The organism is Pseudomonas sp. p21, from assembly GCF_001642705.1.
Taxonomy (GTDB): domain Bacteria; phylum Pseudomonadota; class Gammaproteobacteria; order Pseudomonadales; family Pseudomonadaceae; genus Aquipseudomonas.
On sequence record NZ_LWBV01000010.1, the window covers coordinates 24,890 to 51,839 of the forward strand.

A 26,950-nucleotide genomic window follows, 5' to 3' on the forward strand; every position below is an offset into this window, starting at 1 on the left:
ATAAACGGGAGGCCAATCGACCATTTGGGAGGCCACTGACAGGCATCCAATCTCTTCATTTCTGCCAGGCCGCCCGAGCCCGGATAATGACCAGGTCTTGCAACAGGAGAACCGATTCATGTCCGAAGAACGCTACATGCGCGAAGCCCTCGACCTGGCCCGCGCCAATATTCAGGCCGGTGGCCGGCCCTTCGGCGCCGTGCTCGTGTACCAGGGGCAGGTGCTGGCGCGTGCGGTCAACGAGATCCACAGCACCCAGGACCCGACCGCCCACGCCGAAATGCAGGCCATCCGCAAAGCCAGCCATGCCCTGGGCCAGGCGCGCCTGGACGGCGCCGAAATCTACGCCAGCGGCCACCCGTGCCCGATGTGCCTGGCGGCCATGCACCTGTGTGGCATCGAGCGGGCCTGGTTTGCCTACGACAACGCCGAGGGCGAAGCCTACGGTTTGTCCACCGCGGCGGTATACGCGCAGATGGCTCGCCCGCCCCAGCAGCAGAGCCTGCCGCTGCGCGCACTGAAGCCCAGCGGCGAAGCCGGTCTGTACCTTGAATGGAAACAGGCCAACGCACAATGAGAGCGGCATTGAACCTGTTGCTGGTCATCCTGCTGGCACTGAACCTGCGGCCGATCCTGACTAGCATCGGCCCGTTGCTCGAACCCATGCGCGCCAGCACCGGCCTGGGTTACCAGCAGGCGGCCTTGCTGACGGCGTTGCCGGTGCTGTGCATGGGCCTGGTGCCCTTGCTGCAACCCTGGTTGCGGCGCTGGATCAGCGAACATGGCGGCATGCTCGCTGGCCTGGCTGCCATCGCTCTGGCCTGCCTGTGGCGCCTGCAACTGGACAGCGCCTGGGCGCTGATTGCCAGTGCGGTGGTCGCCGGCCTGGGGGTGGCGGTAGTGCAGGGCATGATGCCGGGGCTGGTCAACCGCTGGTTCCCCGGGCGCCTGGCGGGAGCGATGGGCCTGTATTCGGCAGCACTGATGAGTGGCGGCGGCCTGGCTGCCGTGCTCGGTCCGCAGATCAGTGGCTACTTCGGCCGCTGGCAGGCCGGCCTGGGCCTGTGGGCGATCCCGGCCGTACTGGCGGTGCTGGCCTGGGCCGCGCTGCGGCCACGCCAGGAGGCGCTGAAGCTGGCCGGTGACACCGGCGGGCACTGGTTCGGTACGCGCCGGGCCTGGTTGCTGGCGCTGTACTTCGGCTTGATCAACGGCGGCTACACCAGCATGGTGGCCTGGTTGCCGGCCTATCACATCGAGCACGGCGGCAGCGCCCAGGGCGGCGCCGACCTGGTGGGCCTGATGACCATCTTCCAGGTGGCCGGCGCACTGGGCCTGCCGCTGTTGCTGCGGCGCTGGGCAGACCGGCGCCCGGGCCTGTGGCTGGCGTTGGCGATCCAGCTGGTGGGTTTCCTCGGCCTGCTGTTGGCACCCACACTGGCCTCGGGGTTGTGGGTGGCTATGATCGGTTTTGGCCTGGGCGCCTGCTTCAGCCAGAGCCTGACGCTGACCCTGGAACACCTGAAGACGCCTGCCGAGGCTGGCAGCCTGGCGGCGTTCGTGCAGGGCATCGGCTTCATCATCACCGGCATCGTGCCGTACCTTACCGGCTGGCTGCGCGATATGAGCGGCGATTTTCAGGCCGCGTGGACGCTGCTGACCGTGACCGTGGTGGCGATGCTGCTGGTAACCGCGTGCTTCAACCCACGCGGTTATGCCACGGCCATCGCCCGCCCGGTTGTGGCGGGCAAGGTCGCGCCGGTCAACTGAGGCGCTGCAGGGTGTCGCGGACCCGGTCCAGCGCTGGGTCGATGTCCAGCAGCTCGATGGCGCCGAAGCCCAGCAACAGCCCCGGGCGCACTGGCGCTTCGCTGAAGAACGGTGCCAGCGAGTACAGGCCGACCTCCACCTTGCGCGCGAGGTTGGCCAGCAGTTCTACATCGACCCCAGGTTTGGCCAGGGCGCTGAGGTGGAAACCGGCGCTGGCGGGGATGGCGCTGAACCACGGCGCCAGGTCGCCGCCCAGGCGCGCGAGGATGCGTTCGCGGCGGGCGCTGTAGACCTCGTGGCAACGGCGGATGTGCTTGTTCAGGTGGCCTTCGCCGAGAAACCGCGCCAGCGCCCACTGCAACAGGGGCGGGCTGTGCCAGTCGCTGAGGTGCTTGGCCACGCAGGCGGCCTTCAACACGGCGGGCGGTAGTACGGCGTAGCCCAGGCGCAGCTCGGGCAGCAAGGTCTTGGAAAAGGTCCCCACATAGGCCACCAGGCCATGGCGGTCGAGGCGCTGCAAAGCATCCGCGGCGGGGCCGTGGTAGCGGAACTCGCAGTCGTAGTCGTCTTCGATGATCAGTGCACCCAGCTCGGCGGCCCGTGCCAGCAGGGCGTGCCGGCGTGGTTCGCTCATCGGCATGCCCAGCGGGAACTGGTGCGAGGGCGTCACATAGATCAGCCGGGTGCCGTCGGCGATCTGCTCCACGCACAGGCCTTCATCGTCCACCGGTACCGATTGCAGGCGTGCGCCCAGGGCCAGGAACAGTTGCCGCGCCGGTGGGTAGCCGGGGTCTTCCATGGCCACCTGGCAACCTGGCTCGACCAGCACCCGGGCGATCAGGTCCAGTGCCTGCTGGGCGCCGTTGCACACCAGCAGGTCGGCGGCGCTGCAGTGCACGCCGCGGGCGTAGGCGACATGGTGGGCGATGGCCTCGCGCAGCTCTGGCAGGCCCTGGGCCGCGAACTGTCGCTCGGGGTGGCGCTGGCTGCGGCGCAGGGCGTAGTTCAGGCAACTGCGCCACTGGTCGAACGGGAACTGCGCCTTGCTCGACGCCCCGCCGATAAAGTCATAGCGCGAGGGTGCCTCCAACTGACGTTGGCTCAGCACGGTGGCGCGTTGCTGCCAGCGTTCGAGCGAGGCGGCACCGGCCAGGGGAATGGCGCTTGATTCGCTGTTGCGCAGCGGCTGGCGCGGGGTGATGAAGGTGCCACGGCCGACCACGCCGCTTAGCAGGTTGTCGTAGGTCAGCCGGGAATAGGCCTCGGCAACGGTCTTGCGCGATACGCCCAACTGCACTGCCAGCAGGCGGCTTGGCGGCAGTTGAGTGCCGGCGGCCAGATGGCCGCTGTCGATGCCGGCACGCAGTTGCTGGTAAAGCTGGTCTGCCAGGCCTTTGCGGCCTTCCAGGCGAATGTGCAGTTCCATGGTGTGGTCCGGAGCAGGGGATTGCTCAGGATAGCGGATTGGCTGGGGAAGGGCAGGGGGCCGCTTTGCGGCCCATCGCGACACAAGGCCGCTCCCACAGGAACATCACAGACTTTGAATGCAGCGCTGTACCTGTGGGAGCGGCCTTGTGTTGCGATGGGGTGCGAAGCACCCCCGGAAAGCCAACGCAAACTCAGATCCGGGCAGTGCTCACCGTGATGTAGCCCTTGTCCGCCAGCGCAATGCGTATCACCGTTTCGTCCGCCGGCGCCTTGCGGTTGCGTTTGATGCGCACGCCTTCCACCGCCGCCGCTTTCATCTGCTCGGAAATGGCCCGCCCGTTCGGGTCGAAAAACACCTCGCTGGCCAGCAACTCGATACGCTCGATCAATTGTCGGGAGCGTTCATCGGTAGCGCAGAAGAACATCACCCCCGACAGGTGGGGGTCTTCATTCGGGTTGTTCATGTCATGGGCCAGCAGTTCGCGCAGGGTACTGCGCAATTCGGCGGTGGGGCGGGCGTTCAGGTGCATGCGGAACCTCCTCTGGATCGCGACCTTGCGTCATCCAGTGCCGATCATGTTTACAGTGGGCAGGGGCAGCAAGTAGGACGCTTCCGAGCGTCGCATAGGAAATTTCTGAAGTTACCGGGATGCCACCCCAAACTGGCGGGAGGACGGTGCCTGCGGCACAATCTGCCGCCCGCTACCTGCCTTGCCGAGGATTGCCATGAACAGCCATTTCCAAACCGTCGACCTGAAAAAGGCCTATCGCCTGCTGAACCACGGCCCGACGGTGCTGGTGTCGGCCAGCCACGAAGGGGTGGACAATGTCATGGCGGCCGCCTGGGCCTGTGCGCTGGATTTCGACCCACCCAAGGTGACCGTGGTGCTCGACAAGACTGCCCGCACCCGACAGTTGGTGGAGGGCAGTGGCTGGTTCGTGATCCAGGTGCCAACCGCGGCGCAGGCGCAGTTGACCCACCAGGTGGGTACCCGCAGCCTGTTCGACCAGCCCGACAAGCTCGCCAGCATTGGTGTGCAGCTGGCGCGGGTCGAGGGGCATGCGGCGCCGTTGGTTGAAGGCTGTTCGGCCTGGTTGATGTGCCGGGTGATCGACGAGCCGCACAACCAGAACACTTACGACCTGTTCATCGGCGAGGTGGTGGCGGCCTGGGCCGATGACCGGGTGTTCCGCGATGGCCATTGGGCCTACGAGCATGCCGACCCGCAGTGGCGCAGTTTGCACTACGTGGCGGGTGGGCATTTTTATGCGATTGGCGAGCCGGTGGTGGTCGATTCGCAAAATTGATTACACCGGTACCGGCGATCGGGCCGCATAGCGGCCCCTGTCAGCATCAGCGCCCGACCTCCTGCTTGAAGCGCAAGCGCCAGCCATGCAGCAACGGTTCGGTATAGCCACTGGGCTGCTGCCGCCCCTTGAACACCAGCTCACGCGCAGCGCGGAAGGCATGCGATGCCTCGAAACCGGCCGCCATCGGCCGGTACGCCGGATCCCCGGCATTCTGCTGGTCGACCACGCGGGCCATGCGTTGCAAGGTCGCCTCGACCTGTTCGGCATCGACCACCCCATGGTGCAGCCAGTTGGCAATGTGCTGCGCCGAAATCCGCAGGGTCGCGCGGTCTTCCATCAGGCCCACATCATGGATATCCGGCACCTTGGAGCAGCCGACCCCTTGCTCGACCCAGCGCACCACGTAACCGAGGATACCTTGGCAGTTGTTGTCCAGTTCGGCCTGGATGTCGGCTGCGCTCCAGGGCCGCTCGGGGCTGACCGGGACACTGAGCAGGTCATGCAGCAACTCCGCGCGCTGGGCATTCAGGTCAATCTGTTCCAGCGTTTGCTGCACGGCCGCCACATCCACCTGGTGGTAGTGCAGCGCATGCAGTGTTGCGGCGGTGGGTGAGGGCACCCAGGCTGTGTTGGCTCCGGCCTTGGGCTGGGCGATTTTCTGTTCGAGCATGGCCGCCATCAGGTCGGGCATGGCCCACATGCCCTTGCCGATCTGCGCCTTGCCGCGCAGGCCACAGGCCAGCCCCACCAGTACATTGCTGCGCTCGTAGGCCTGGATCCAGGCGCTGCCCTTCATGTCGCCCTTGCGCAGCATGGCGCCGGCTTCCATGGCGGTGTGCATCTCGTCACCGGTGCGGTCGAGGAAGCCGGTGTTGATGAACACCACCCGTGACGCGGCGCTGGCGATGCAGGCCTTGAGGTTGACGCTGGTACGCCGCTCCTCGTCCATGATGCCCATCTTCAGCGTGTGTGCGGGCAGGCCCAACAGGGCTTCGACGCGGCCGAACAGCTGGTCGGCAAAGGCCACCTCGGCCGGTCCGTGCATCTTTGGCTTGACGATGTACAGGCTGCCTTCGCGGGAGTTGCCGCGGCGCTTGAGGTCATGCAGGCCGATCAGGCTGGTGACCACGGCATCGAGGATGCCCTCCGGGATTTCCCGACCATCGCGGTCGTGGATGGCCGGGTTGGTCATCAGGTGGCCGACGTTGCGGATAAACAGCAGCGAGCGGCCCGGCAGGGTCAGTGGCTGGCCGTTAGCGCTGCGGTAGTGGCGGTCTTCGGCCAGGGTGCGGTTGAAGGTTTTGCCGCCCTTGCTGACCTGCTCGCTGAGGTCGCCTTTCATCAGGCCCAGCCAGTTGCGGTAGACGTTGACCTTGTCGTCGGCGTCCACGGCAGCTACCGAGTCCTCGCAGTCGATGATGGTGGTGAGCGCGGCTTCCAGGAGGATGTCCTTGACCCCGGCCGGGTCCTGCTGGCCGATCGCGTTGGCCGGGTCGACCTGGATTTCGAAATGCAGTTGGTGGTGCTGCAACAGGATCGCTGTTGGCGTGTTCGGCTCACCTTGGTAGCCACGCAGTTGTGCGGGATGCCTGAGGCCGACCTGGCGGCCATCGGCCAGGGTTACCTGCAGCATGCCCTGGTTGATCGCGTAGGCCTTGGCGTCGTTGTGCGACGCACCGTCGAGCGGGGCAGAGGTATCGAGGAACTGTCGGCCATAGGCGATCACCTTGGCGCCGCGTTGCGGGTTGTAGCCCTGGCCACGTTCGGCGCCACCGGTTTCGGCGATGGCATCGGTGCCGTACAGGGCATCGTAGAGCGAGCCCCAGCGGGCGTTGGCAGCATTCAGGGCGTAGCGGGCGTTGCTCAGCGGCACCACCAGTTGCGGGCCGGCCTGTACGGCAATCTCGCGGTCTACGTTACGGGTGCTGACCTGCACGCTTGCGGGTGCCTCCACGAGGTAGCCGATGCCCTGCAGGAAATGCTGGTAGGCGGCCATATCACGGATCGGGCCGGGGTGCTGGCGGTGCCAGTTGTCCAGTTCGGTCTGCAGGCGCTCGCGTTCGGCGAGCAGGGCGCGGTTTTGTGGGGCGAGGTCATGGACCAGGGTGCTGAAGCCTTGCCAGAAGGCGTGGGCTTCGATGCCGGTGCCGGGGAGCACTTCGTCTTCGATGAAGCGCTGCAGGGTGGGGGCGATCTGGAGTGGATGGTTTGGCATTGTCTGTTCGCTCTATGTTCAGGCTTCTGGAAAGTTTTTGCTTGTGCCGGCCTCTTCGCGGGCTTGCCCGCTCCCACAGGTACTGCGCAGGTCTCAGGTCTTGTGAAAACCCTGTAGGAGCGGGCAAGCCCGCGAAGAGGCCGGCGCAGGATTCAGAGGGCAGCCGCCCCGGCCTTGGCCACTTGGGCGTCTTGCTCGGCTTTGACTCCGGATACGCCAATCGCCCCTACTACCTGCCCATCCACCCGCAGCGGTACGCCACCCTCCAGGCTGGTCAGCAGCGGCGCGGTGACGAAAGCGGTACGGCCACCATTGACCATCTCCTCGTAATCCCGCGTCTCCTTGCGCCCCAGCGCGGCAGTGCGGGCCTTTTCCATCGCGATATAGGCGCTGGCCGGCGCGCAGCCGTCCAGGCGCTCCAGGGCCAGTGGGTGGCCGCCGTCGTCGACCACGGCAATGGTCACGTTCCATTGTTGCGCCTGGGCTTCCTGGCGGGCGGCGGTCAGCACGCGGGCGACTTCGGCCTGGCCGATCACGAACTTGCTATGCATGGTGGTTCTCCGGGTTCAAGGCTGCTTCGACGATTTCGATCCAGTGCCGCACCGGTGTGCGCCCGGCCCCGTCGAGGTGGGCCTGGCAGCCAATGTTGGCGGTGGCGATGACTTGCGGTTTGCCGCTTTCCAGGGCGTTGAGGCGGTTGTCGCGCAGTTGTAGCGACAGCTCAGGCTGGGTCAGCGAATAGGTGCCGGCCGAGCCGCAGCACAGGTGGCCGTCCGGTACCGGGGTCAAGGTGAAGCCCAGGCGTGTCAGCAACGCCTCCACCGCACCGCCCAGCTTCAGCGCGTGCTGCAGGGTGCATGGGCAATGGAAGGCCAGGCGCTGTTCGGCGCACAGGCCCAGTTGCTCGACCGGCTCGTCGCGCAGCACCTCCACCAGGTCGCGGGACAGGGCGCTGACCCGTGCGGCCTTGGCGGCGTAGCGTGGGTCTTTTTCCAGCAGGTGGCCGTAGTCGCGCACGAACGCGCCGCAGCCGCTGGCAGTTTGCACGATAGCCTCGGCGCCGGCCTCGATGGCTGGCCACCAGGCATCGATATTGCGCCGCGCCCGTAGCAAGCCTTGTTCCTGGGCATTGAGGTGATAGTCCACTGCGCCACAGCAGCCGGCCTGCTGTACCGGCACCACGCTGATGCCCAGGCGATCCAGCAGGCGCGCAGCGGCAGCATTGGTGTTGGGCGACAGGGCCGGTTGCACGCAGCCTTCCAGCATCAGCACCCGACGCGCATGGCGCGGCGCGGGGCGTTGGCCGGGGGCGGTGACCCGCGCCGGCAGTTTGCGCTTGAGCGTGGCCGGCAGCAGCGGGCGCAGGGCCTGGCCGCTGCGGGTCAGGGCCTTGAACAGCGCCGGGCGGGGTACCACTGCACGCAGGCCCTGGCGCAGCAGGCGCTGGCCGAGCGGGCGCGGCACTTGCTGTTCGACCACGGCGCGGCCGATGTCCAGCAGGTCGTGGTACTTCACCCCGGAAGGGCAGGTGGTTTCACAGTTGCGGCAGGTCAGGCAGCGATCCAGGTGCAACTGGGTGCTGGCGGTGATCGGCGCGCCTTCGAGCATCTGCTTGATCAGGTAGATGCGCCCGCGTGGGCCGTCCAGTTCATCGCCCAGCAGTTGGTAGGTGGGGCAGGTGGCGGTGCAGAAGCCACAGTGCACGCAGGAGCGCAGGATGCTTTCGGCCTCGTCGGCGCGGGCCAGGCGCCGGGCGGTTTCACTCAGGTTGGTTTGCATGGTCTGGCCTCACAGGTCCGGGTACAGGCGGCCAGGGTTGAACACCCCCTGGGGGTCGAGTTGCTGCTTGAGCGCACGGTGGTAGCGCATCAGCGCGGCGGGCAGCGGCGGGCTGCTGGCAGCGCCAGGGGCATGGCAGGTGGCGTGGCCACCGACCTGGGCGACCTGCTGGCGGATGTCCTGCGCCGGTGCCGTGGACTTGAGCCAGCGCTGGGCGCCACCCCAGTCGATCAGCTGGTGGCCGGGCAGGTCCAGGTCGCCGGTGGCGTTGGGCACGGACAAGCGCCACAGCGGCGCGGGGTTGGCAAAGAACGCCAGGCGCTGCTCGCGCAGGTCGCTCCAGAAGCGGCTGTCCAGTGCTTCGCCGCCCAGGCGCTGGCGCGCCGACTGCACCGAGCCTTCGCCGCCTTCCAGGCGCAGGTACAGCGCGTCGCCGTCATGGCAGGCCGCGCTGATCGGCAGCGGCTGCTGGCCCCACTCGGCCAGCGCCGCCAGCGCCTGGTGGCGGCCCATCGGCAGGCGCAGGCTGAGGCATTGGCGTGGGCGGGGCAGTACTTTCAGCGACACTTCGGTCAGCAACCCGAGGCAGCCGAAACTGCCCGCCATCAGCCGCGACACGTCATAGCCGGCGACGTTCTTCATCACTTCGCCACCAAAGCGCAGCAGCTTGCCGTGGCCGGTGATCACCCGTGTGCCCAACACATAGTCGCGCACCGACCCGGCCCATGGCCGCCGTGGGCCCGACAGCCCGGCCGCGACCATGCCACCCAAGGTGGCGTCGGGGCCAAGGTGTGGTGGTTCGCAGGGCAGCATCTGGCCAGCTTCGTGTAGCGCCGCCTCGATCTCGCGCAGTGGCGTGCCGGCGCGGGCGGTGAGCACCAGTTCGGTCGGGTCGTAGCTGACGATGCCCCGGTGGCTGCGGGTGTCCAGCACCTCGCCGTCCACCGGGCAGCCGAGCATGGCCTTGCTGTTACCGCCCTGGATACGCAGCGGCGTGGCCTGGTTCAGCGCCTGGTTGACCTGCTCCAGCAGGGCCTGGCTGATGTCGCGGTCCATGCTCATCAGAAGCGCTCCAGTTCGGGGAAGGGCAGTTGCCCATGGTGCACATGCATGGCGCCGAACTCGGCGCAGCGGTGCAGGGTGGGGATGTTCTTGCCGGGGTTGAGCAGGCCCTGTGGATCGAAGGCGGCCTTGACCGCATGGAACAGGGTGATTTCGTCGCTGTTGAACTGTGCGCACATCTGGTTGATCTTCTCGCGCCCCACGCCGTGCTCGCCGGTGATGCTGCCGCCCACGGCCACACACAGTTCGAGGATCTTGCCGCCGATGGCTTCGGCACGTTCCAGCTCGCCGGGCAGGTTGGCATCGAACAGGATCAGCGGGTGCATGTTGCCATCGCCAGCGTGGAATACGTTGGCCACGCGCAGGCCATATTCGCTGGACAGTTCGCTGATACCCTTGAGCACCCGTGGTAGTTCGCGGCGCGGGATGGTGCCGTCCATGCAGTAGTAGTCCGGGGAAATGCGCCCCACCGCCGGGAAGGCATTCTTGCGCCCGGCCCAGAAGCGTACGCGCTCGGCCTCGTCGCAGGCCAGCCGCACATCACGCGCGCCGGCTTGTGCCAGTACGGCGGCGACCCGTTCGCAGTCGTCGTGCACATCGGCCTCGACGCCATCCAGCTCGCACAGCAGGATGGCCGCTGCGTCCACCGGGTAGCCGGCGTGGATGAAGTCTTCGGCGGCGCGAATGGCCAGGTTGTCCATCATCTCAAGGCCGCCGGGGATGATCCCGGCAGCGATGATTTCGGCTACCGCCCGGCCGGCGTCCTCGACGCTGTCGAAACTGGCCAGCAGCACCCGTGCGACCTGGGGCTTGGGCAGTAGCTTGACGGTGACTTCGGTGACGATGCCGAGCATGCCTTCGGAACCGGTGAACAGTGCCAGCAGGTCGAAACCGGGGCTGTCCAGGGCGTCGCTGCCGAGGGTCAGGCGCTCGCCCTCAACGGTGAGGATGTCCACCTTGAGCAGGTTGTGCACGGTCAGGCCGTACTTCAGGCAATGCACGCCACCGGCGTTTTCGGCGACATTGCCGCCGATGGAGCAGGCGATTTGCGAGGATGGGTCCGGCGCGTAGTACAACCCGTGGGGCGCCGCAGCCTGGGAGATGGCCAGGTTGCGCACGCCGGGTTGCACACGGGCGAAGCGGCCCTGCGGGTTGACTTCGAGTATGCGGTTGAAGCGCGCCATCACCAGCAGGATGCCTTTGGCCAGCGGCAGGGCGCCGCCCGACAGGCCGGTACCGGCACCGCGTGCCACCACCGGTACGCCACGCTGGTGGCAGAGCCTGAGCAGCGCCTGCAGCTGTTCCAGGCGCTCGGGCAGCACCACCAGCAGCGGCACCGTGCGGTAGGCCGAGAGGCCGTCGCATTCATAGGGCTTGAGGTCTTCCTCGCGGTGCAGGATCTCGAGGTCCGGCAGGGCAGCGCGCAGCGCCTGCAGCAGCGCCGCCCGGTCCACGTCGGGCAGCGCGCCATCGACGCGTTCGTCGTACAGGATATTCATCGGCTCACTCGGCAACGGTTTTTGTTGTTGTTGGCAAAGCGTTTACCCTTGCAGCCTGCGCGTGGCCGCGGCCTGGGTCGAGTACGGGGTTAACTGGTCCTACCAGTTTTTGCTGCTGGTACTGGTTATTGACGGCTTTGCCCAGCTAGATTGAGGCAGGTGGTCGAAGTGGTCCTACCAGCAGGAGGGTGCGCAGTGGGTACTGAAGGCAAGGTCAAGGTCGCTGATCAGGTGGCAGAACGGGTCGAGCGGCTGATCGTCGATGGCGTGCTCAAGGTGGGCCAGGCCCTGCCGTCGGAGCGACGCCTGGTGGACAAGCTGGGCTGCTCGCGCTCGGCGCTGCGTGAAGGCCTGCGCATCCTGCGTGGGCGCGGCATCATCGACACCGAGCAGGGGCGGGGCTCGTTCGTTGCCGACCTGACGGGTCAGGCGGGGGCCACGCCGTTGATGCACCTGTTCAGCTCGCAGCCGCGCACGCTGTTCGACCTGCTGGAAGTGCGGGCGTTGCTGGAGGCCGAATCGGCGCGCCTGGCGGCGTTGCGGGCCACCGAGGTCGACCGTTTGCTGATCCGTCGGCGTTATGAAGAAATGCTGGCTGCGCACGAGGCCCCCGAAGCGATTGATGCCCGTGAACATGCCCGCCGCGACCATGCCTTTCACCGGGCGATCAGCGAGGCGTCGCACAACCCGGTGCTGGTGCATACCTTGCAATCGCTCAGTGACCTGACCTTGAGCACGGTGTTCGCCTCGGTCAACAACCTGTATTGCCGTCCGGCACAGAAGCGCCAGATCGACCGCCAGCATGCGCGGTTGTATCACGCGGTGATGGAGCAGCTGCCGGAGCAGGCGCAGCGCGCGGCGCGTGAGCATATCAACGGGATCCGCGACAGCTTGCGGGAGATCGAGCAGGAAGAGCAGCGGTTGGTAAGGGCGACGATGCGCATGGATGGCTGGGGTTGAGGTTTTGCCTGTGCCGGCCCTTTCGCGGGTAAACCCGCTCCTACAGGGGACCACACTGGGTTTGAAGTCGGTGCGGTTCCTGTGGGAGCGGGTTTACCCGCGAAGAGGCCGGTGCAGGATTACCTTAATCAATGATCGGCTATGCGGTCATCCTGCGAGAGGATGGCCCGGGCCAGCTCTTCATCATTGGCCTGCAGGCCAGGGTGGTCCTTGCGGGCTTGTTCCAGCGCCGACTCCACATAGGCGCCACGGATTGCACCACCGCTGGCGACGTAGGCCGAAAGCTCGTCACGCGCCGGGATGATCCGTTTGTCGTCCTTGAAGGTCGAGTAAAGCGAAGCGGAAACACCGGCCGAGGTGGCGACGTCGCCCGCGTCGACGTCAGCCAGGGCAGCACCGGCAGGCAGCAGGAGCAGCAGCGCAGGGGCGAAGAGTAGGTGGCGCATGGTGTGTTCTCCAGTAGCATGAAGCCCAAGTAATTGAACCACTCAGTGTTTAAGAAAGCGCAGGTAGGGAGGTAGTTCCCTTGTTCGCCCCGGGAAGGCATTGACCATGTCGAGCCAGGCGTGATTTGCTCGGGCTGATGGCCCCAATCATTCAAAGGATACTGAAGGTTCCCGCCCATGCCCGACTACAAGCTGCATTGTTTCGCCGAATCCGGAAACGCCTACAAGGCTGCGCTCATGCTTGAACTCACCGGCCAGGACTGGCAGCCGGTGTTCGTCGACTTCTTCAATGGCCAAACCCGCGAACAAGCCTGGCGCGAAGAGGTGAACGAGCAGGGCGAGGTGCCGGTGCTGGAACACGCCGGCAAGTCCATCACCCAGTCTGCTCTGATCCTTGACTACCTCGCAGAAAAAACCGGGCAGTTCGGCCCCCGCGACGAAGACGAAAAGCGCGAGATTTGGCGCTGGATGCTGTTCGACAACCACAAGTTCACCAGTTACTACGCGGCCCTGCGCTTTCTGTTCTGCCTGAAGAAAACCGGCGAAACGGACGTGACCCGGTTCCTGCGTGAGCGTGCCACGGCGGCCTACCGTATTGTCGACGCGCACTTGGCGAAGACGCCGTTCATGGTCGGTGGCCGGCTGACTATTGCTGACCTGTCGCTGGCGGGGTATGTGTTCATGCCGGAGGACACTGGCATTGCGTTGGCGCAGTTCACCCACATCGAGGCATGGAAGGCGCGGATCCAGGCGTTGCCAGGGTGGAAGCACCCGTATGAGTTGATGCCGCGCGCGGCCTCCTGACCAAGCCGGCTCGCCGGCTCATGGTGCAGTAGCCTTTGGCGAGCCAACCATTCTGATGATCGGTCGGTGACAAGCGCAGCGGGGTGGCTACGCTCAAAAAATCAAGAAACATTCTGAAATATTTGGCCAGCAGGCCCTGAAGGATCTCGTTCAACCGCTGCAGATGGAAGGTCGCGCTGGTTTGCAGGTCGCCCCATGGGGGGGCCGGAAATCACAGGGTGCGTCATGCAACCCTGTGCTACTCCAAGCGGAGGCTCATCATGCTCAGGAAATGCTTGCTGGCTTTGGCTATCGGTGCTGTGTTGTCGGCTTCGGCTGTTTTGGTGCCTGACTCCATTGGCGGTACCTCCAGCGCGTATGCGAAGGATGGTAGCGGTGGTGGTGGTGGTGGTGGCCATGGTGGTGGTGGAAGCGGCGGTGGCGGTGGCCATGGCGGCGGAGGAGGTGGTAGCGGTGGTGGCGGTGGTCATGGCGGAGGTGGTGGAAGCGGCGGCGGTGGCTCGGGTGGTGGCCACGGCGGTAGTGGCAGCGGGCACAGCGGCGATGGCGGTGGCCATGGCGGCCCAGGCCATGATGGCCGCGGGCGCAATGGTGCTGATGATGGTGCCAACCACGAAGCTAATCACGAAGCCAACCATGAGGCGAATCACGAAGCGAATCACGACGTGGGCGAGCCCCACGGTGTAGGGCATGGTGCTGATGATGGGGCTGACCATGATGTTGGGGATGATCGCGGAGGCGATCAGAACTAGCAACTTGGGTGTCTGTGCCGGCCCCTTCGCGGGTAAACCCGCTCCCACAGGGACCGCGCCAAGCTTGAGCTCGGCACGGTCCCTGTGGGAGCGGGTTTACCCGCGAAAGGGCCGGCACAGGTTTACAAGCAATCAGATCGACAACCGCACCACCCGGTTATCCAGCACCTGCTGTTCCTGCCCGCGCCGCTTGTTCACCACCAACTCGCCGATCGCAATCAGCCGGGTACGGGTGATGTTGCGCGACAACCCCAGCAACTGTGCGGTATGCACCTGGTTGTAATGGCAGAACCGATACGCCGACCGCAGCAGGGCATTTTCCACCTTCTCGTACAGGTCGCCAGACTGCTCCTCGTACAAGCGGCTGAACGCCCGCTGCAGCAAATCCTCCACACCATTGCCCGCCGGCTCTTCCTCCTGCCGTTCGATACGCAGGTTGGACAGGCGCAGGTCCTGCGCCTGCACCATACCGTCGCCGCAGGTCAGCAAGCTGTGGTGAATCACGTTCTCCAGCTCGCGGATGTTGCCCGGCCAGCTGTATTCCACCAGCTTGGCCTGGGCCTTGGCGCTCAGCTCCACCGGCCCGTAGCCCAGCCGGTCGCTGTAGCTGCGGATGAAGTGCCGGGCCAGCGGCAGGATGTCACCCGGGCGGTCGCGCAAGGGGTGCAACTGCAAGGTCACCACGTTCAGCCGGTAGTACAGGTCTTCGCGAAAATGCCCGGCGTTAATCGCCTTTTCCAGCTGCACGTTGGTCGCCGCCAGCACCCGCACATTGATCGGGATGCTCTTGCGCGACCCCAGTCGCACCACTTCGCGCTCCTGCAACACACGCAGCAGCTTGACCTGGATCGGCAACGGCAGGTCGCCGATTTCGTCGAGGAACAACGTGCCGCCGTTGGCCTCCTCGAACCAGCCAGCCTTGGCCGCCAGGGCACCGGTGAAGGCGCCTTTTTCATGGCCGAACAGCTCCGCCTCGACCAGCGACTCGGAGAACGCACCGCAGTTGACCGCGACGAACGGGCCGTTGCGCCGACCACTGAGGTTGTGGATGTGGCGTGCGACCAGCTCCTTGCCCGTGCCGGTTTCGCCGATGATCAGCACGCTGGCTTCGCTGGGGGCGACCTGTTGCAGGTGGGCGAGCAGCGCCTGCGACCTGGGGTCTTCGAAGACCTGTGCGGTCGCCCGGATCGAGGTGGCCAGTGTCGGGGACGGGGGGAGGGTCAGCAGTTGCATGAGCAATCCTCAGGAATAGAAGGATGGGGCAGGGCGCTTGTCGTTGAGGGCCCACTCGCCGAGTTCGTGGATGCGGTAGTCCACCGGGTCGTGCAGGGTTTGTGTGCGCAGGTTGCGCCAGTGGCGGTCGAAGCGCAGTGAGGCATGGGTGGCGCGGGCGCCGGTGACCTCGAACAGCCGGTTGCAGATGTCCAGACCATGGCGGCTGGCGGCGACCTTGGCGGTGCCGATGGCCAGGGCCAGGTCGCCGCGCTCTTGCGCCGTGAGGGCGTGTTCCTTGGCCCAGGCGGCATCGAGCTGGCGCGCGGCCCGTTCGATCAGCAGGCGCACGCTTTCCAGGCCGACCCAGAACTCGCCGTAATGGCGCAGCACGTAGGGGTCTTCGGCGCTGCTGGCGGCGCTGGAGCGGAACCACGGCCGGCTTTCCTTGAGGGTGTACTGGCGGGCCTCCTCGAACGCCCCCTCGGCAATGCCGAGGAACAGGTTGGCGAAGTGCAACTGGGCAATCAGCGGGCGCAGGGCAGCGAACGGCGTGCTCAAGGGGCCTGGGTCGAGCAGCAGTTCGTTATGCTCCACCCGTACCCGCTCGAAGGTGGCGCTGCCGCTGTCGGTCTGGCGCTGGCCGATGTTGTTCCAGTCGTTGTGCAGGCTGATGCCGGTACGGCCACTGGGGATGGCGGCGATCAGCAGCTTGCCGCCAGCACGTTCGTCCACTGCCGAGGCGATGAGCATTTCCGAGTCGCTGGCGCCGGAGCAGAAGCTTTTCTTGCCGGAGAACTCGCACCAGCCATCGAAGTGCTTGACCACGGTGCGGGTGTCCAGCGGGTTCAGGGCATTGCCCCAGAACCACTGCTTGCGGGCGGTCTGCTCGAACCACGGTTGCCATTGGTCCGGGCGCGAGAACAGGCGCACGGTGGCCAGCATCAGGTGATGGAAGCCGAATACGTGGGCGATCGAGCTGTCGACCCGGGCGAACTCGCGTACCACCGCGAAGGTGTCGTGCCAGCTGGCGCCCTGGCCGCCGAAGGCCTGCGGGATCACCAGCGACAGCAGGCCGCTGTCACGCAGGGCGTCGCGCTCGGCTTTTGGCGTGCCGCCGCGCTCATCGCGCTCGACGGCGGTCTGGGCAAACTGCCCGGCCAGTTCGCGGGCGATGGCCAGGGCAGGGCGCGGGGGCGTATTCACAGGTGCATTCATGGCCGCTCCTCAGGCGCTCTTGCGCAGCGCGTGATGGGCGCCGAACAGCGGTACGGCGCGCTCGGCGGCCAGGCGGATACGGGCGGCTAGGGCTGCGCTGGACACCCGGTAGTCGGCCATTTCCGCCTGGCTGGCGAACACGCCGATGGGCAGGGTCAGGGCTTGCAGGAAGCTGAACAGTGGGCGCAGCTGGTGGTCGAGCACCAGCGCGTGGCGCTCGCTGCCGCCGGTGGCGGCGAGCAGTACCGGGGTGTCGACCAGGGCGTCCTGGCCGATCAGGTCGAACAGGTGCTTGAAGTGGCCGGTGAAGCTACCGCGGTACACCGGCGTTGTCACCACCAGCAGGTCGGCTTTTTCCACCAGGCGCAGTTGCTGTTCGACGGCCTCGGGCAGTTCGCTGCGCCACAGGGCGCTGCCCAGCGGGCGGGCGATCTCGCCCAGCTCGATCAGGTGCGGCTTGATGTGCAGGTGCTCGGCCAGCTCGGCGAGGATTGCCTCGGTCAGGGCCAGGGTGCGCGAGGGGCGGGCAGTGCCGCCGGACAGGGCGACGACGTTCAGTGGGGTGCTCATGGGCAGGTCTCCGGTTCGGGTTGAGCGGGGGACTTTGCTTGAGCAATCGTCGTGCCGAAATTTAATGTTGTTTTAAATCAAGCAGTTAGCGCATTTCAGATGCCTGCGGCGCTGTTGCCTTGCGGGCGTTTCCTGTTGATCGGGTGTTGCGCTGCAGACAGTTGGCCGGGTGTTGGCGGCTGTGCAGTTGGGAGATTTATAGAGGATTGCTGAATGATAAAAAAAGAATAAGAATTCATATTCTTATTCCATAAGATGTTTTTGATGTGCTGTGGCCGCTTCGCAGCCCTTTCGCGACACAAGGCCGCTCCCACAAGTTCAGTGTTGCGTCACAGACAGTGCAAATCCTTTGGGAGCGGCCTTGTGTCGCGATGGGGCGCAAAGCGGCCCCCAAAATTCTCAAGTATGCGGCACGCTGCGAGGCGCTACTCCACCCGCATACTCCGGCTTCAGATGCCCCTGCTCATCCAGCAGATAGGCATCCATCACCTCCCGCACCACCGGCCCCGCCACCCGTCCACCGGCCTCGCCGTTCTCGATCATCACCGCCACCACCACACTCGGGTGATCAGCCGGGGCAAAGCCGACGAACAGGGCGTTGTCGCGGTGCCGCTCCAGGGTCTTGTCGCGGTTGTAGCGTTCGCCCTGCTTGATCGCCACCACCTGCGCGGTGCCGCTCTTGCCGGCAATCCGGTACTGCGCACCGGCCGCGGCCGCGCGGGCGATGCCGCGCGGATCGTGCATGACCATCTGCATGCCCTGGTTGACCTGGTCCCAGGCGTGCCTGTCGTGCAGCACGATATCGGGCATCGGGTGGGGGTCGACCGGCGCATCGCCGCCCACGGTCATGGCCAGGTGCGGGCGGTGCCACACGCCCTTGCTCGCCAGCAGGCTGGTGGCCTGGGCCAGCTGCAGCGGGGTGACCTGCATGTAGCCCTGGCCGATGCCCAGGATCAGCGTCTCGCCCGGGAACCAGGCCTGGCGCCGGGTCGCGCGCTTCCACTCGGCTGACGGCATCAGCCCAGGCGCCTCCTCGAACATGTCCAGCGACACCTTCTGGCCCAGGCCGAACTCGGCCATGTAGTCGTGCAGGCGGTCGATGCCGAGCTTGTGTGCCAGGTCGTAGAAGTAGGTGTCGTTGGAACGCATGATGGCGGTGTACATATCCACCCAGCCATCGCCGCTGCGGTTCCAGTTGCGGTACTTGTGGTCGTAGTTGGGCAGCTCGTAGTAGCCCGGGTCGAACACCCGGCTGCCCGGGGTGATCACGCCGCTGTCGAGGCCGGCAATGGCCACTTCCGGCTTCACCGTCGAACCGGGGGCATACAGGCCGCGCAGCACGCGGTTGAACAGCGGGCGGTCGATGGAATCGCGCAGGGCAGCGTACTGTTTGAAGCTGATGCCTTTGACGAACAGGTTGGGGTCGAAGCTAGGGTTGCTGACCATAGCCAGCACATCGCCATTGGCCGGGTCGAGCACCACCACCGAGCCACGGCGGTCGCCCAGGGCCTTTTCTGCGGCCAGTTGCAGGTGCGCGTCCAGGGTCAGGACAATGTCCTGGCCCGGGGTCGGGGCCTTGTGGTTGAGCACACGCATCACCCGGCCCTGGGCGTTGGTCTCGACCTCCTCGTAGCCCACATGGCCGTGCAGCTGGCTTTCGTAGAAGTGCTCGATGCCGGTCTTGCCGATCGACTGGGTGCCCCGGTATTCGGTGCTGTCGAGGGCCTTGGCTTCTTTCTCGTTGATGCGCCCCACATAGCCCACCGAGTGGGCGAAATGCTCGGCCAGCGGGTACTCGCGGATGAACTGTGGTTCCACCTCCAGGCCTGGCAGGCGGAACTGGTTCACTGCCACCAGGGCTATCTGCTCCTCGCTCAGGCCGACCATCAGGGTCACCGGCTCGAACGGCTTGCGGCCACGGCGCAGGTCCTTGTCGAACTGCTTGCGGTCGTCGTCGGTCAGGCTCAGCACCTGCGCCAGGGTATCGAGCACCTTGGCCGTGTCGCCGCCGGCCCGCTCGCGGGTCATGGTCAGGTCGAAGCTGGGCTTGTTGTCGGCCAGCACCACGCCGTTGCGGTCGTAGATCAGCCCGCGCTCGGGGGCGATGGGCAGTACGTGCACACGGTTGTTTTCCGATACGGCGGTCTGCTGGTCGTGTTGCAGCACCTGCAGCACATAGAGCCGGCCCACCAGGACGGCGACCAGGCTGAAGACCAGGGCGGCGCAGGCCAGAAGCCGGCGGTTGACCAGGTGCTTTTCCTTTTCGTGGTCCTTGAGGGGGATGGGTTGCGGCATCGGGGTTCTGTCTGCTGATGGTGTGGCTGGGTGAGGTGTGAGCGCTGTGGGCACGCGCCTGTGGGAGCGGGCGTGCCCGCGAATGGGCCGCGCAGCGACCCCGGGGGGCGGTGATGCTACGCAAGGTAGTGAGCCCCCTCAAGGTGAAGGCCTGCGGCAGCAGAAGCGAAGAGGGCTGCCACGCCCGCAATCAGGGCGCTCGCCAGCAAAATGAAGATTTGTTCATGGCGGCAGTGCGTTGGTGCGGTTGCACCAGCGCAACCGCTTGATCGTACGCGAACAGCAACGGCAGCGGCATGAGGTAGAAGACCCGTGCCTGGTGTATCTGCAGGCCCAGCAGCGCTCCCTCGACAGCAACCTGGCCCGATTGCGCGATAGCCAAGGTGGGCGCGGGCACCGCTACGATGTGCCGTGGTACCTCATCCTCGGCGAAGAAAATGCGGGCAAGTCGAGCTTCGTCAGCCGTTCGGAACAGCGTTTTGCACTCATCCGCACCGAGCATGGCGCCACCCAGCGGGCCAGTACGGATCTGGCTTTTGGCATCGATTGGTGGGTCGGTGACGACGCGGTGCTGATCGATCCGCCGGGCGAATTCATCAGCCAGCCTGAGCGCCCGGCGTGGGGGGCTGAGCCCATCAAGCCGTCGACAGTGGCTGAGGAGGAGGGCGACGGCAAGGCGCCGGTAGCAGTGCAGGAGGCTGCACTGAAGGGGAGAGAACCGGCCGAGCCCACAAGCCTGCCGGCGGGCGTCGAGCGACGCCTGTGGCGGCACATGATTGGCTGGCTCGCCCAGAACCGCAGCCGACGGCCACTCAACGGCGTGGTCTTGCTCGTGGATATGGTCAACCTGTTCGGGCGATCGGCGAAGGCGCGACGAGACCTGGCATTCGTGCTGCGTGCGCGTCTGACGGAGCTGGGCGGTGAATTGGGTACGCGCTTGCCGCTTTACGTGGTGATGAGCAAGTTCGACTTGCTGGATGGTTTCGAGGAGCTGTTCGCCACGCTTCCGGCCCGAGAGCGGGAAGAGGTGCAGGGCTTTACCTTCACGCTGGGTTCGGTAAAGGACTTCGATGCCTGGCTGGAGGAGCTGGAGAAAGCCTACCAGAGCTTCGTTGGGCGCCTCGGCAGGCAACTGATGGGCGCTGCCGTCGCAGCGCCTGGCACCACGCGCAAGAGCGCCTGCTCGCTGCTCAGGGAACTGAGTGGGGCGCAGGAGATGTTGCTGAGTTTCCTCGATGATGTACTGGGCAGTGACCGCTACAGCACCCCACCCCTGGTGCGTGGCCTGTACTTTTCCTCGGTCTACCAGCGAGGCGAAGTGCGCAACCTGCTCGCGGATGCTTCTGCCCGTGCCTTTGCCTTCGCCGCACCGGCGCTATCGACCAAGCCGCAAGGCACTTCCGTGGTGTATTTCGCGCAGCGGCTGTTGCAACGCGTGGTCTACCCCGAGGCCGGCCTGGCGGGCGACAACCGCAAGGTCGCCCGGCGCAAGGGCCGTCTGTTGCAGGGCGGTGCTGTGGCGGCGAGTGTGTGCGGATTGGCCATGGCTGGTGGTTGGGCGTACTTCTACAGCGTCAACCGCGACAAGGCGGAGCAGGTACTGGAGAAAAGCCTTGCGTTTACCAACACCAGCACGGACGCCAAGGATGATTTGACCGGGCGCAGCCTGCTGCTGCCGTTGGATGAGATCCGTGATGCCGTGAGCCTGTACGGCGATTATCGCTCTGGTTGGACCGTGTTCACGGATATGGGGCTGTACCAGGGCAAAGCCATTGGTCCGCAAGTGGACCAGGCGTACCTGAATGCCCTGGCCCGACGCTTTCTACCGGTGATTGCGGGCGGCGTGGCCGCGTCTATCAAGCAAGCTGCCCCCGGTAGCGACGAGCAATTGGCGGCATTGCGTGTGTACCGCATGATCGAGGATCGCGGTAATCGCCGGGTAGAGCTGGTCGAGCAGTGGATGGCTCGTGAGTGGCAAAGGGCATATCCGGGCCAAGGCCAACTGCAGGCTGCGCTGATGCGCCACCTCAGGTACGCCTTGGCCTATGCAGATGTCGAGCTGCCTGAGTATCGGAAAGTCGTTGCCGAAGCACAGCAGCAGTTGCGCAAGCTGCCGCTGGCCCAGCGTGTCTACATCAGCTTGAGGCAACAGGCTCAGGAGCAATTGCACGGTGAGCTGGATTTGCGCAACGAGATCGGCCCAGCGTTCGATATTGTCTATATGCCACTGGCCGAGCGCGATCACCAAGCGGCCGTCGATAGCAATTTATCCCTGCCACCTTTACTGACGGCGACTGGCTTTCGCGACTATTTCGACCCGCATAGCCAGAACGTGGCCGACCTCGCCCTGATCGACCAATGGGTGCTAGGGGAGCGGCGTAGCCTCGACTACTCCGACATGGACCGCCAGGCCCTGACGGAGCGTCTGCGAGCCCTGTACAGTGCAGATTACATCGATAGTTGGCGGCGTGTGCTGAACCAGTTTTCGGTTGCCGAATTCAGCGATCTTACGCGTGCCTTGGGCGTTCTGGAACAGGTCAGCGGCCCGGCTGCGCCGATACGCCGACTGCTGGAAACCGTGCGCAGCAATACGCTGATCTATCCGCAAGCCGCGGACAGCGAGAAGCAATCGCCAGCCGATCAGCAAGTCCGCATGCAGGCCATGGGGATCTATCGATCTTTCGCGGGGCTTTCCGGGATGCTCGACGTGCGGGGTGACAAACCGTCCTACTATGACGAAACGTTGCAGGCGATCAGCGCTGTGCATGACTACGTGAAGGCGGTGCAGGACAACCCTGACCGGGGCAAGGCTGCCCTGGCGGTGGCGTTGAGCCGTTTCTCGGAAACGGCGCCCGACCCCATTCGCAATCTTCAGCGCATTGCCACAGGCTTGCCGGAGCCCCTCAACCGCCATGTTCGCCAGCTGGCGGATCAGACTTCGCAGGTGCTGATGGTCATGGCGTTGCGGGAACTGGAGCAGCGCTGGGATGCGGAGGTTTACAGCGTCTACCAGGAGCGACTGGCCTCACGCTATCCCATCGACCCGGCCGGGCCGGATGTTTCACTCAAGGATTTTGAAGCCTTCTTTGGTCCGCAAGGCCAGCTCAAGCGCTTCCAGGACCAATACCTTACGGTGTTTCTCGAAGACAACCTCAATGCACTGTACTCCCGTGCGGATGAAGGTTACCTGGTCCGCCCTGAAGTCATGGTGCAGCTCAGGCGGGCTGAAGCCATCCGCAACGCGTTTTTCGACAATCGCGGCGAGCTGAACGTCAGCTTTGGCCTGGAGCCTCTGGCGATCAGCGGCGGATTGCGCGGCAGTGTCTTCGATCTGGATGGGCAACTGCATGCTTTTGCGGACCGGGGCAAGGAGCCGGTCGGCATGACCTGGCCAGGCCCTGCCGGGGAGAGCGGGCATAGCCGTGTCACCCTGGTACAGGTTGCGGGTACCACTGTCAGCCTGGGCTATCACGGCCCTTGGTCGTTCTACCGTCTACTCAGTCGCGGTGGGCTGAATGCCCGTACATCCACCAGTATCGATCTTGGCTTCATGATTGCCGGCGACATGGCGCGCTACAAGGTTCACGCCACGGGCGCAAACAACCCCTTCACCCGCCAGCTCTTTGCAGGTTTCGCCCTGCCGCAGCGGTTGTTGCGTGACAGCATGGCCAACGAAGTGGCAGAGCGATAGGGCATAGCGCAGGCCACACAAAAATCCCGATACCAAAGGCCTGGATCGGGATTCTTTATTGGGTTGTTCCGGTGCTTCAGTCCGGCCTGATAGCCCAGAACTGCATCTGCAGGTTCGGGAATTCCCCTGCGATATGGAACCCGAAGCCACTCGCATTCTTAAGTTTCTGCCAGGATTCGTGCTGGCGGTCCAGCTCGAAGTAGATGAAACCGGAGTGATAAGGCAGGTAGCGAGGTGTTACCAGTTGCGGGATCAGCGGTATACCGGGCATCTGCAGTTGTACGAACTGGGGCAATTGTTCGATGGAGGTGACCTTGCCCTGTTGCTGGAACCTCTTGCGCAGATCTTCGCCCGGCAGGTCGGCCCGCACGGCCAGGATGAAGGTAGCATCCTCGAGCAGTTTGCGCTCATGCAATGTTGCTGTCAGCACACCGTACTGCTGCTCCTGTATAGGCAACGACACGGCTCGAGGCTGCAGGATGGTGCTCAGTGACCGGCGCAGGGTTTCTTCCAGCATATGGAACGAGCCGGTCAGGTTGTCATGTTGGTAGGCAGGGTAGTCCTGCGCTAGCCTGCCATCGTCGGTAAAGGTCGCCAGTTCGCCACAGGCCTGGCCCAAGGCGATATGCAACTGTTCGGGGTGCACGTTGCGGCGGCGTGCCAAGTGATGGAAATAAGGGTGCAGCCGGTTCATTACCTGCAGCAGGGCGAAATCGGTGGCGTCGGCGATACCGGACTGGCCAGGTGAGCAGATCCGCTGCGCGAGATTACGCGCACGCTCGCGCATCAGTTGCGAGGCTTCTTCAAGAAAGCCCAGTAGGGCCGGTGCTGCCTTGAGCGAGACGCTGGTGGGATAGAAACGCTGCTCGAGCATCACGCTCCCATCAGGCCGTCTGTCCAGCACTTTGGCCAGCGCCAGGCAGCTGTAGGCGCTGTTGTCTTCTCCCTGGAGCGTGATCTGCAAATTCGGTATGGCGACATCCAGAATCATCGAGTCGCCGCTGCCGCCGTGGTTGTCCATGATCGGAACACCCCTGGCAATGAAGCGGCCATCAACGTCGCTATCGGGCCAGCGCACCTCCGGCGCACCGGGTGCGTGCAGGGGCAGGGCGAGGTACACGACCTTGTTCGCGGCGCCTTGGGGGACTTCCAGTGGGGCGGGTGGCGGCATGTCACCGGGAATGTCGAAGACTGTGCCATCAGGCATCACCCCGCGGGCGCGGGTGATCGCGATCTTGCCGAAGCTCAGGTATTCGGCATTCAGTTCGAGTTCGCTGAAACCGTAGAACGCATCGTTCAGGCTGGAGACGCGCTGTTGCAGTGCCGATTCGGCGGCAAAGGCCATCTGCTGGAAGTGTTGTGGTTTGACGAACAGGCCTTCTTTCCACAGTACGGCGTTGCGTGAGCTCATAGGTATGTTCCTTTTTCATTGGGCGGGATCATTTGTCACGGCGGTATTCACTGTCGTGCCTGAGTTCTACGGCGTTGTTCTCGAAGTGGACGTGTACGGTATGGTTGTAACCGCGTGTCTGGATGCGTACTGCATCTTTCCAGCGGCCCTGCGGGTTATCGCCCAGGCGAGCAACGACCGCGATGTAGCGGGTGCGCTCGTTGATTTCTTCGTGTTCGATGAACTTGAACTGGCCTGGGGTCAGACGGTAGTCATCGACGCTGATCAGCGTGGTGCCCAGCGCGCTATCCAGATCTACTTCGACTTGCTCATAAGTGGCATCCAGCAACAGCGAATCGTCCCGGAGTTGAAGAACCTTGAAAGCGATGGATGACGGGGCTTGGTATTGTGGTCGCAGGTCAAGCTCCTGAGGCAAACCAGCCTGGGGCGTTGCGTAACTGGCCAATGCCGCAGGCGCCTTCGCCCCGTAGATGGCTTGTTCGCCCTCGACAGAAGCGGGGTAGTTGTGGTGCAACTGCTCCGCCAGTGAGCTCAGCTTGTCAGTCAGCTCGACAGGATTTGTGGCGCTGAGGTTGGCCGCCAGCTGTTGTGGGTGGCCATGCAGCGGTACTTGTGCGCCTGAATCTGTCAGCTTGAGGCTGACAGGCGCAGGCGGGTCTGCGGCGTAGAGGCTTAGCGCCAGATGGCTGATGTCATTGTTGGGGCCGCCGATAGGCAGAGACGGATCCATCGCCACCTGGTACATCCTGCTGATCGAGGTACAGCCACTGAGCGCCAGGCAGGCCAGTAACAACCCGACAGGCTTGTTCATTGCACCTCCTTGCCGAAGATTTCGACTATGGCCGGGTCAACCCGGGCTTGTGCGGCCCTGTCCAGATAGGCCAACGGATCAAGCTCATCCACAGGCCCAGGCGCTGCGGGCCGAAGAGGTCCCGACAAGTCCGTAGTCGGTGCGCCGAGTACCTGAAGCGGGCACATCTGCGGCGTAACCCGCAGCTCCGAGAGCGGGTTTCTGCTGGCATGCTGCTCCGGCTCCTTCTCGTCCTCGCTGAGCAGGTGTATGGCGATCTGATAGTCACCCATCTGCAGTCTGTCGTTGTGCCTGAGGCGGATAGGCGTACCCGACAGCAGCTCGGTGTCATTGCCATTCATGAAACTCTTGCCGCTGTGGTCAATGATGCAGAAATGGCCTTCATGCCAGCCGATCTCGCAGTGCACCGGGAAGATACGAGCCCCGCGATCATGCAGGCGCCAGTCGCCTTGACTGCCGATGGAGCCGCCAGCCCGATCGAAGCGATGCCGCGGTTCGCTGCCGTGCAACAGCTTTTCCGGGTTGAGGACGGAGAGGGTGATGCCGGGGGAGAGAACATTTGTACTCATGCGCGTACCATGATGCGAACAGGTGGAGGCGTAGGGTCACTGCGGTTGGCGATGAAGCTTGTCCAACCCAGGTGGGTGCCATGCTCGGCCCTCAGGCTGAAGGGCGGGGCTTCCTCGGCACGCATGCGTAACTCCAGGTCATAGGCCCCGACATCGCGGAGCAGAAAATCCACCAGCCGCGCCAGCCTCTGGTAGTTGTCACCGCTGGGCAGGAATTCGCGGAACTGCTGCTGATCGAGGCCTGCGATCACAATGGTGAACTTGCTGCTGCGTGACTCGATGCTATCGCCAACCAGGAAGTTGTCGCCGAGTTGGCAGTTGCTGGCCCCCAGGCAGTTGCGCTGGTAGGTGGGAATCGACACGGTGCGCTTTTCGAATTCGCGGATGGCAACCTGCTGGAGGTCGAAGCAATGCGCGATCATGCCGGCTACCATGCTGGGGGAGCGGCTGCGGCTGGCGATCATGCCCACGAAACTGAGCAACCGGCTCCAAGGGAGCGGGGTGGCACCGCGCAGCGCTGAGTCGTCCAGGCCGATCAGGGCGAAGACATAGCGGGAGAAACCGTCCTTCGCGCCCGGCTGGAAGCGCAGGTAGTAGCGGTATTTACGCCATCCTTGATGGAGCAGGGTATGCAGGCGATGGTTGAAAAAATTGAAGAACGCCGGGCGTAAACCGATGCCGTGGGCGTTTTCGTAGGCGATTTCGTCGAGGTAGTAGGTGGGCAGTGGCGAGTCAGTGCCATGCAGGCCCAGAAAGCTTGCCTGGATGCGGTAGCGGTCGTCCTTCAAGCGATCGGCACGCAGCACGTCGGCAACAGGGAAAGACAGGCTGGGGGAAACTTCCAGCCGTAATCGGCGTCGCGTCTCTCGAGAAAGTGGACGCTGCTCCAGATCGTCGTCGTGTACGTGATACAGCAATTCCAGTAGCTGGAAATAGGCGTACTGGTGGGCGCTCTCCAAAGCGATATCGACCTGGCCAGCGGTGTGCTGCACTTCTGGTTTTTCCATGGCTGAGCCTCTTGCCGTAAATTACGGGGGCGAAGTGAATGCTGATCGTAGTCGATGGTTTTTGATTGAGGTCATTGTTTTCTTGTCTAAAAGTTAATATCGAATAAATAAAGGAGTCGTCTGTAGGAGGTTTCTCTTTT

The 26,950-nt window shown here is 64.5% G+C and carries 23 protein-coding genes; 7 read left to right on the plus strand and 16 right to left on the minus strand.

The annotated features are described in order from the left end of the window. Window positions 1–118 precede the first annotated feature (118 nt). The gene (locus tag A4C63_RS23940; RefSeq protein WP_063914918.1) at window positions 119–577 is read left to right on the plus strand and encodes a nucleoside deaminase; all 459 of its coding nucleotides are present in this window, start codon (window positions 119–121) and stop codon (window positions 575–577) included. Then, window positions 574–1,770, plus strand: a complete 1,197-nt coding sequence (locus A4C63_RS23945) for a cyanate transporter (RefSeq protein WP_063914919.1) — start codon at window positions 574–576, stop codon at window positions 1,768–1,770. Before A4C63_RS23940 ends, A4C63_RS23945 begins: the two co-directional genes overlap by 4 nt. Here the strand turns inward: A4C63_RS23945 and A4C63_RS23950 are convergent. Beyond that, window positions 1,763–3,196: a PLP-dependent aminotransferase family protein gene (locus A4C63_RS23950; protein ID WP_063914920.1), complete on the minus strand. Its 1,434-nt coding sequence runs from the start codon at window positions 3,194–3,196 to the stop codon at window positions 1,763–1,765. The genes A4C63_RS23945 and A4C63_RS23950 overlap by 8 nt on opposite strands. A 193-nt stretch (window positions 3,197–3,389) precedes the next feature. Next, window positions 3,390–3,728, minus strand: a complete 339-nt coding sequence (locus A4C63_RS23955; RefSeq protein ID WP_063914921.1) for a hypothetical protein — start codon at window positions 3,726–3,728, stop codon at window positions 3,390–3,392. A 196-nt stretch (window positions 3,729–3,924) separates the two neighbouring features. Here A4C63_RS23955 and A4C63_RS23960 point away from each other — a divergent pair, with 196 nt between their 5' ends. Further along, on the plus strand, window positions 3,925–4,506 hold the full coding sequence (locus tag A4C63_RS23960; RefSeq protein WP_063914922.1) for a flavin reductase family protein: 582 nt from the start codon (window positions 3,925–3,927) through the stop codon (window positions 4,504–4,506). A gap of 46 nt (window positions 4,507–4,552) precedes the next feature. Here the strand turns inward: A4C63_RS23960 and A4C63_RS23965 are convergent, their stop codons facing one another. From A4C63_RS23965 to glcD, 5 genes are all read right to left on the minus strand, one after another. Then, window positions 4,553–6,724, minus strand: a complete 2,172-nt coding sequence (locus A4C63_RS23965) for a malate synthase G (protein WP_063914923.1) — start codon at window positions 6,722–6,724, stop codon at window positions 4,553–4,555. A 152-nt stretch (window positions 6,725–6,876) separates the two neighbouring features. Beyond that, entirely contained in the window at window positions 6,877–7,275 is a 399-nt protein-coding gene (locus A4C63_RS23970) for a heme-binding protein (RefSeq protein ID WP_063914924.1), read from the minus strand. Further along, window positions 7,268–8,503 (minus strand): glycolate oxidase subunit GlcF, encoded by a 1,236-nt coding sequence (gene glcF / locus A4C63_RS23975; protein WP_063914925.1) that lies wholly within the window; start codon window positions 8,501–8,503, stop codon window positions 7,268–7,270. The genes A4C63_RS23970 and glcF overlap by 8 nt, the downstream gene beginning before the upstream one ends. Window positions 8,504–8,512: 9 nt before the next feature. Next, window positions 8,513–9,565, minus strand: a complete 1,053-nt coding sequence (gene glcE, locus A4C63_RS23980) for a glycolate oxidase subunit GlcE (RefSeq protein ID WP_063914926.1) — start codon at window positions 9,563–9,565, stop codon at window positions 8,513–8,515. After that, the gene (gene glcD, locus A4C63_RS23985; protein ID WP_063914927.1) at window positions 9,565–11,064 is read right to left on the minus strand and encodes a glycolate oxidase subunit GlcD; all 1,500 of its coding nucleotides are present in this window, start codon (window positions 11,062–11,064) and stop codon (window positions 9,565–9,567) included. Before glcD ends, glcE begins: the two co-directional genes overlap by 1 nt. A 195-nt stretch (window positions 11,065–11,259) precedes the next feature. Between glcD and glcC the strand changes: the two genes are divergently transcribed. Further along, window positions 11,260–12,024, plus strand: coding sequence for a transcriptional regulator GlcC (gene glcC, locus A4C63_RS23990; protein ID WP_063914928.1), 765 nt, complete (start codon window positions 11,260–11,262; stop codon window positions 12,022–12,024). Between the two features lie 128 nt (window positions 12,025–12,152). Here the strand turns inward: glcC and A4C63_RS23995 are convergent, their stop codons facing one another. Then, window positions 12,153–12,470 (minus strand): DUF2388 domain-containing protein, encoded by a 318-nt coding sequence (locus A4C63_RS23995; protein ID WP_063914929.1) that lies wholly within the window; start codon window positions 12,468–12,470, stop codon window positions 12,153–12,155. Window positions 12,471–12,647: 177 nt separating this feature from the next. Between A4C63_RS23995 and A4C63_RS24000 the strand changes: the two genes are divergently transcribed. After that, window positions 12,648–13,274: a glutathione S-transferase family protein gene (locus tag A4C63_RS24000; protein ID WP_063914930.1), complete on the plus strand. Its 627-nt coding sequence runs from the start codon at window positions 12,648–12,650 to the stop codon at window positions 13,272–13,274. Between the two features lie 375 nt (window positions 13,275–13,649). Then, window positions 13,650–13,961 (plus strand): hypothetical protein, encoded by a 312-nt coding sequence (locus tag A4C63_RS26640; RefSeq protein WP_063914931.1) that lies wholly within the window; start codon window positions 13,650–13,652, stop codon window positions 13,959–13,961. A 197-nt stretch (window positions 13,962–14,158) separates the two neighbouring features. Here A4C63_RS26640 and sfnR read toward each other — a convergent pair whose 3' ends face one another. The 4 genes from sfnR to mrdA form a co-directional block, all read right to left on the minus strand. Continuing rightward, complete coding sequence (sfnR, locus tag A4C63_RS24010; RefSeq protein ID WP_063914932.1) at window positions 14,159–15,259, minus strand: sigma54-dependent transcriptional activator SfnR; 1,101 nt, start codon at window positions 15,257–15,259, stop codon at window positions 14,159–14,161. Between the two features lie 9 nt (window positions 15,260–15,268). Beyond that, window positions 15,269–16,456 (minus strand): acyl-CoA dehydrogenase family protein, encoded by a 1,188-nt coding sequence (locus A4C63_RS24015; RefSeq protein ID WP_063914933.1) that lies wholly within the window; start codon window positions 16,454–16,456, stop codon window positions 15,269–15,271. Between the two features lie 9 nt (window positions 16,457–16,465). Next, the gene (gene msuE / locus A4C63_RS24020; protein WP_063914934.1) at window positions 16,466–17,026 is read right to left on the minus strand and encodes an FMN reductase; all 561 of its coding nucleotides are present in this window, start codon (window positions 17,024–17,026) and stop codon (window positions 16,466–16,468) included. A 399-nt stretch (window positions 17,027–17,425) separates the two neighbouring features. Further along, a complete protein-coding gene (mrdA, locus tag A4C63_RS24025) occupies window positions 17,426–19,321 on the minus strand; it encodes a penicillin-binding protein 2 (protein WP_063914935.1) in 1,896 nt (631 codons plus the stop codon). A gap of 241 nt (window positions 19,322–19,562) precedes the next feature. Here mrdA and tssM point away from each other — a divergent pair, with 241 nt between their 5' ends. Further along, window positions 19,563–23,012 (plus strand): type VI secretion system membrane subunit TssM, encoded by a 3,450-nt coding sequence (gene tssM, locus A4C63_RS24030; RefSeq protein ID WP_256202974.1) that lies wholly within the window; start codon window positions 19,563–19,565, stop codon window positions 23,010–23,012. A 76-nt stretch (window positions 23,013–23,088) separates the two neighbouring features. Here the strand turns inward: tssM and tssK are convergent, their stop codons facing one another. From tssK to tssG, 4 genes are read right to left on the minus strand one after another with little or no spacing between them, the layout of a single operon-like run. Continuing rightward, the gene (tssK, locus tag A4C63_RS24035) at window positions 23,089–24,423 is read right to left on the minus strand and encodes a type VI secretion system baseplate subunit TssK (protein ID WP_063914937.1); all 1,335 of its coding nucleotides are present in this window, start codon (window positions 24,421–24,423) and stop codon (window positions 23,089–23,091) included. A 28-nt stretch (window positions 24,424–24,451) separates the two neighbouring features. Continuing rightward, complete coding sequence (tssJ, locus tag A4C63_RS24040) at window positions 24,452–25,234, minus strand: type VI secretion system lipoprotein TssJ (protein WP_063914938.1); 783 nt, start codon at window positions 25,232–25,234, stop codon at window positions 24,452–24,454. Continuing rightward, entirely contained in the window at window positions 25,231–25,803 is a 573-nt protein-coding gene (locus tag A4C63_RS24045; protein WP_063914939.1) for an FHA domain-containing protein, read from the minus strand. Before A4C63_RS24045 ends, tssJ begins: the two co-directional genes overlap by 4 nt. Continuing rightward, window positions 25,800–26,810, minus strand: a complete 1,011-nt coding sequence (gene tssG, locus A4C63_RS24050; RefSeq protein ID WP_063914940.1) for a type VI secretion system baseplate subunit TssG — start codon at window positions 26,808–26,810, stop codon at window positions 25,800–25,802. Before tssG ends, A4C63_RS24045 begins: the two co-directional genes overlap by 4 nt. Window positions 26,811–26,950: the final 140 nt, after the last annotated feature.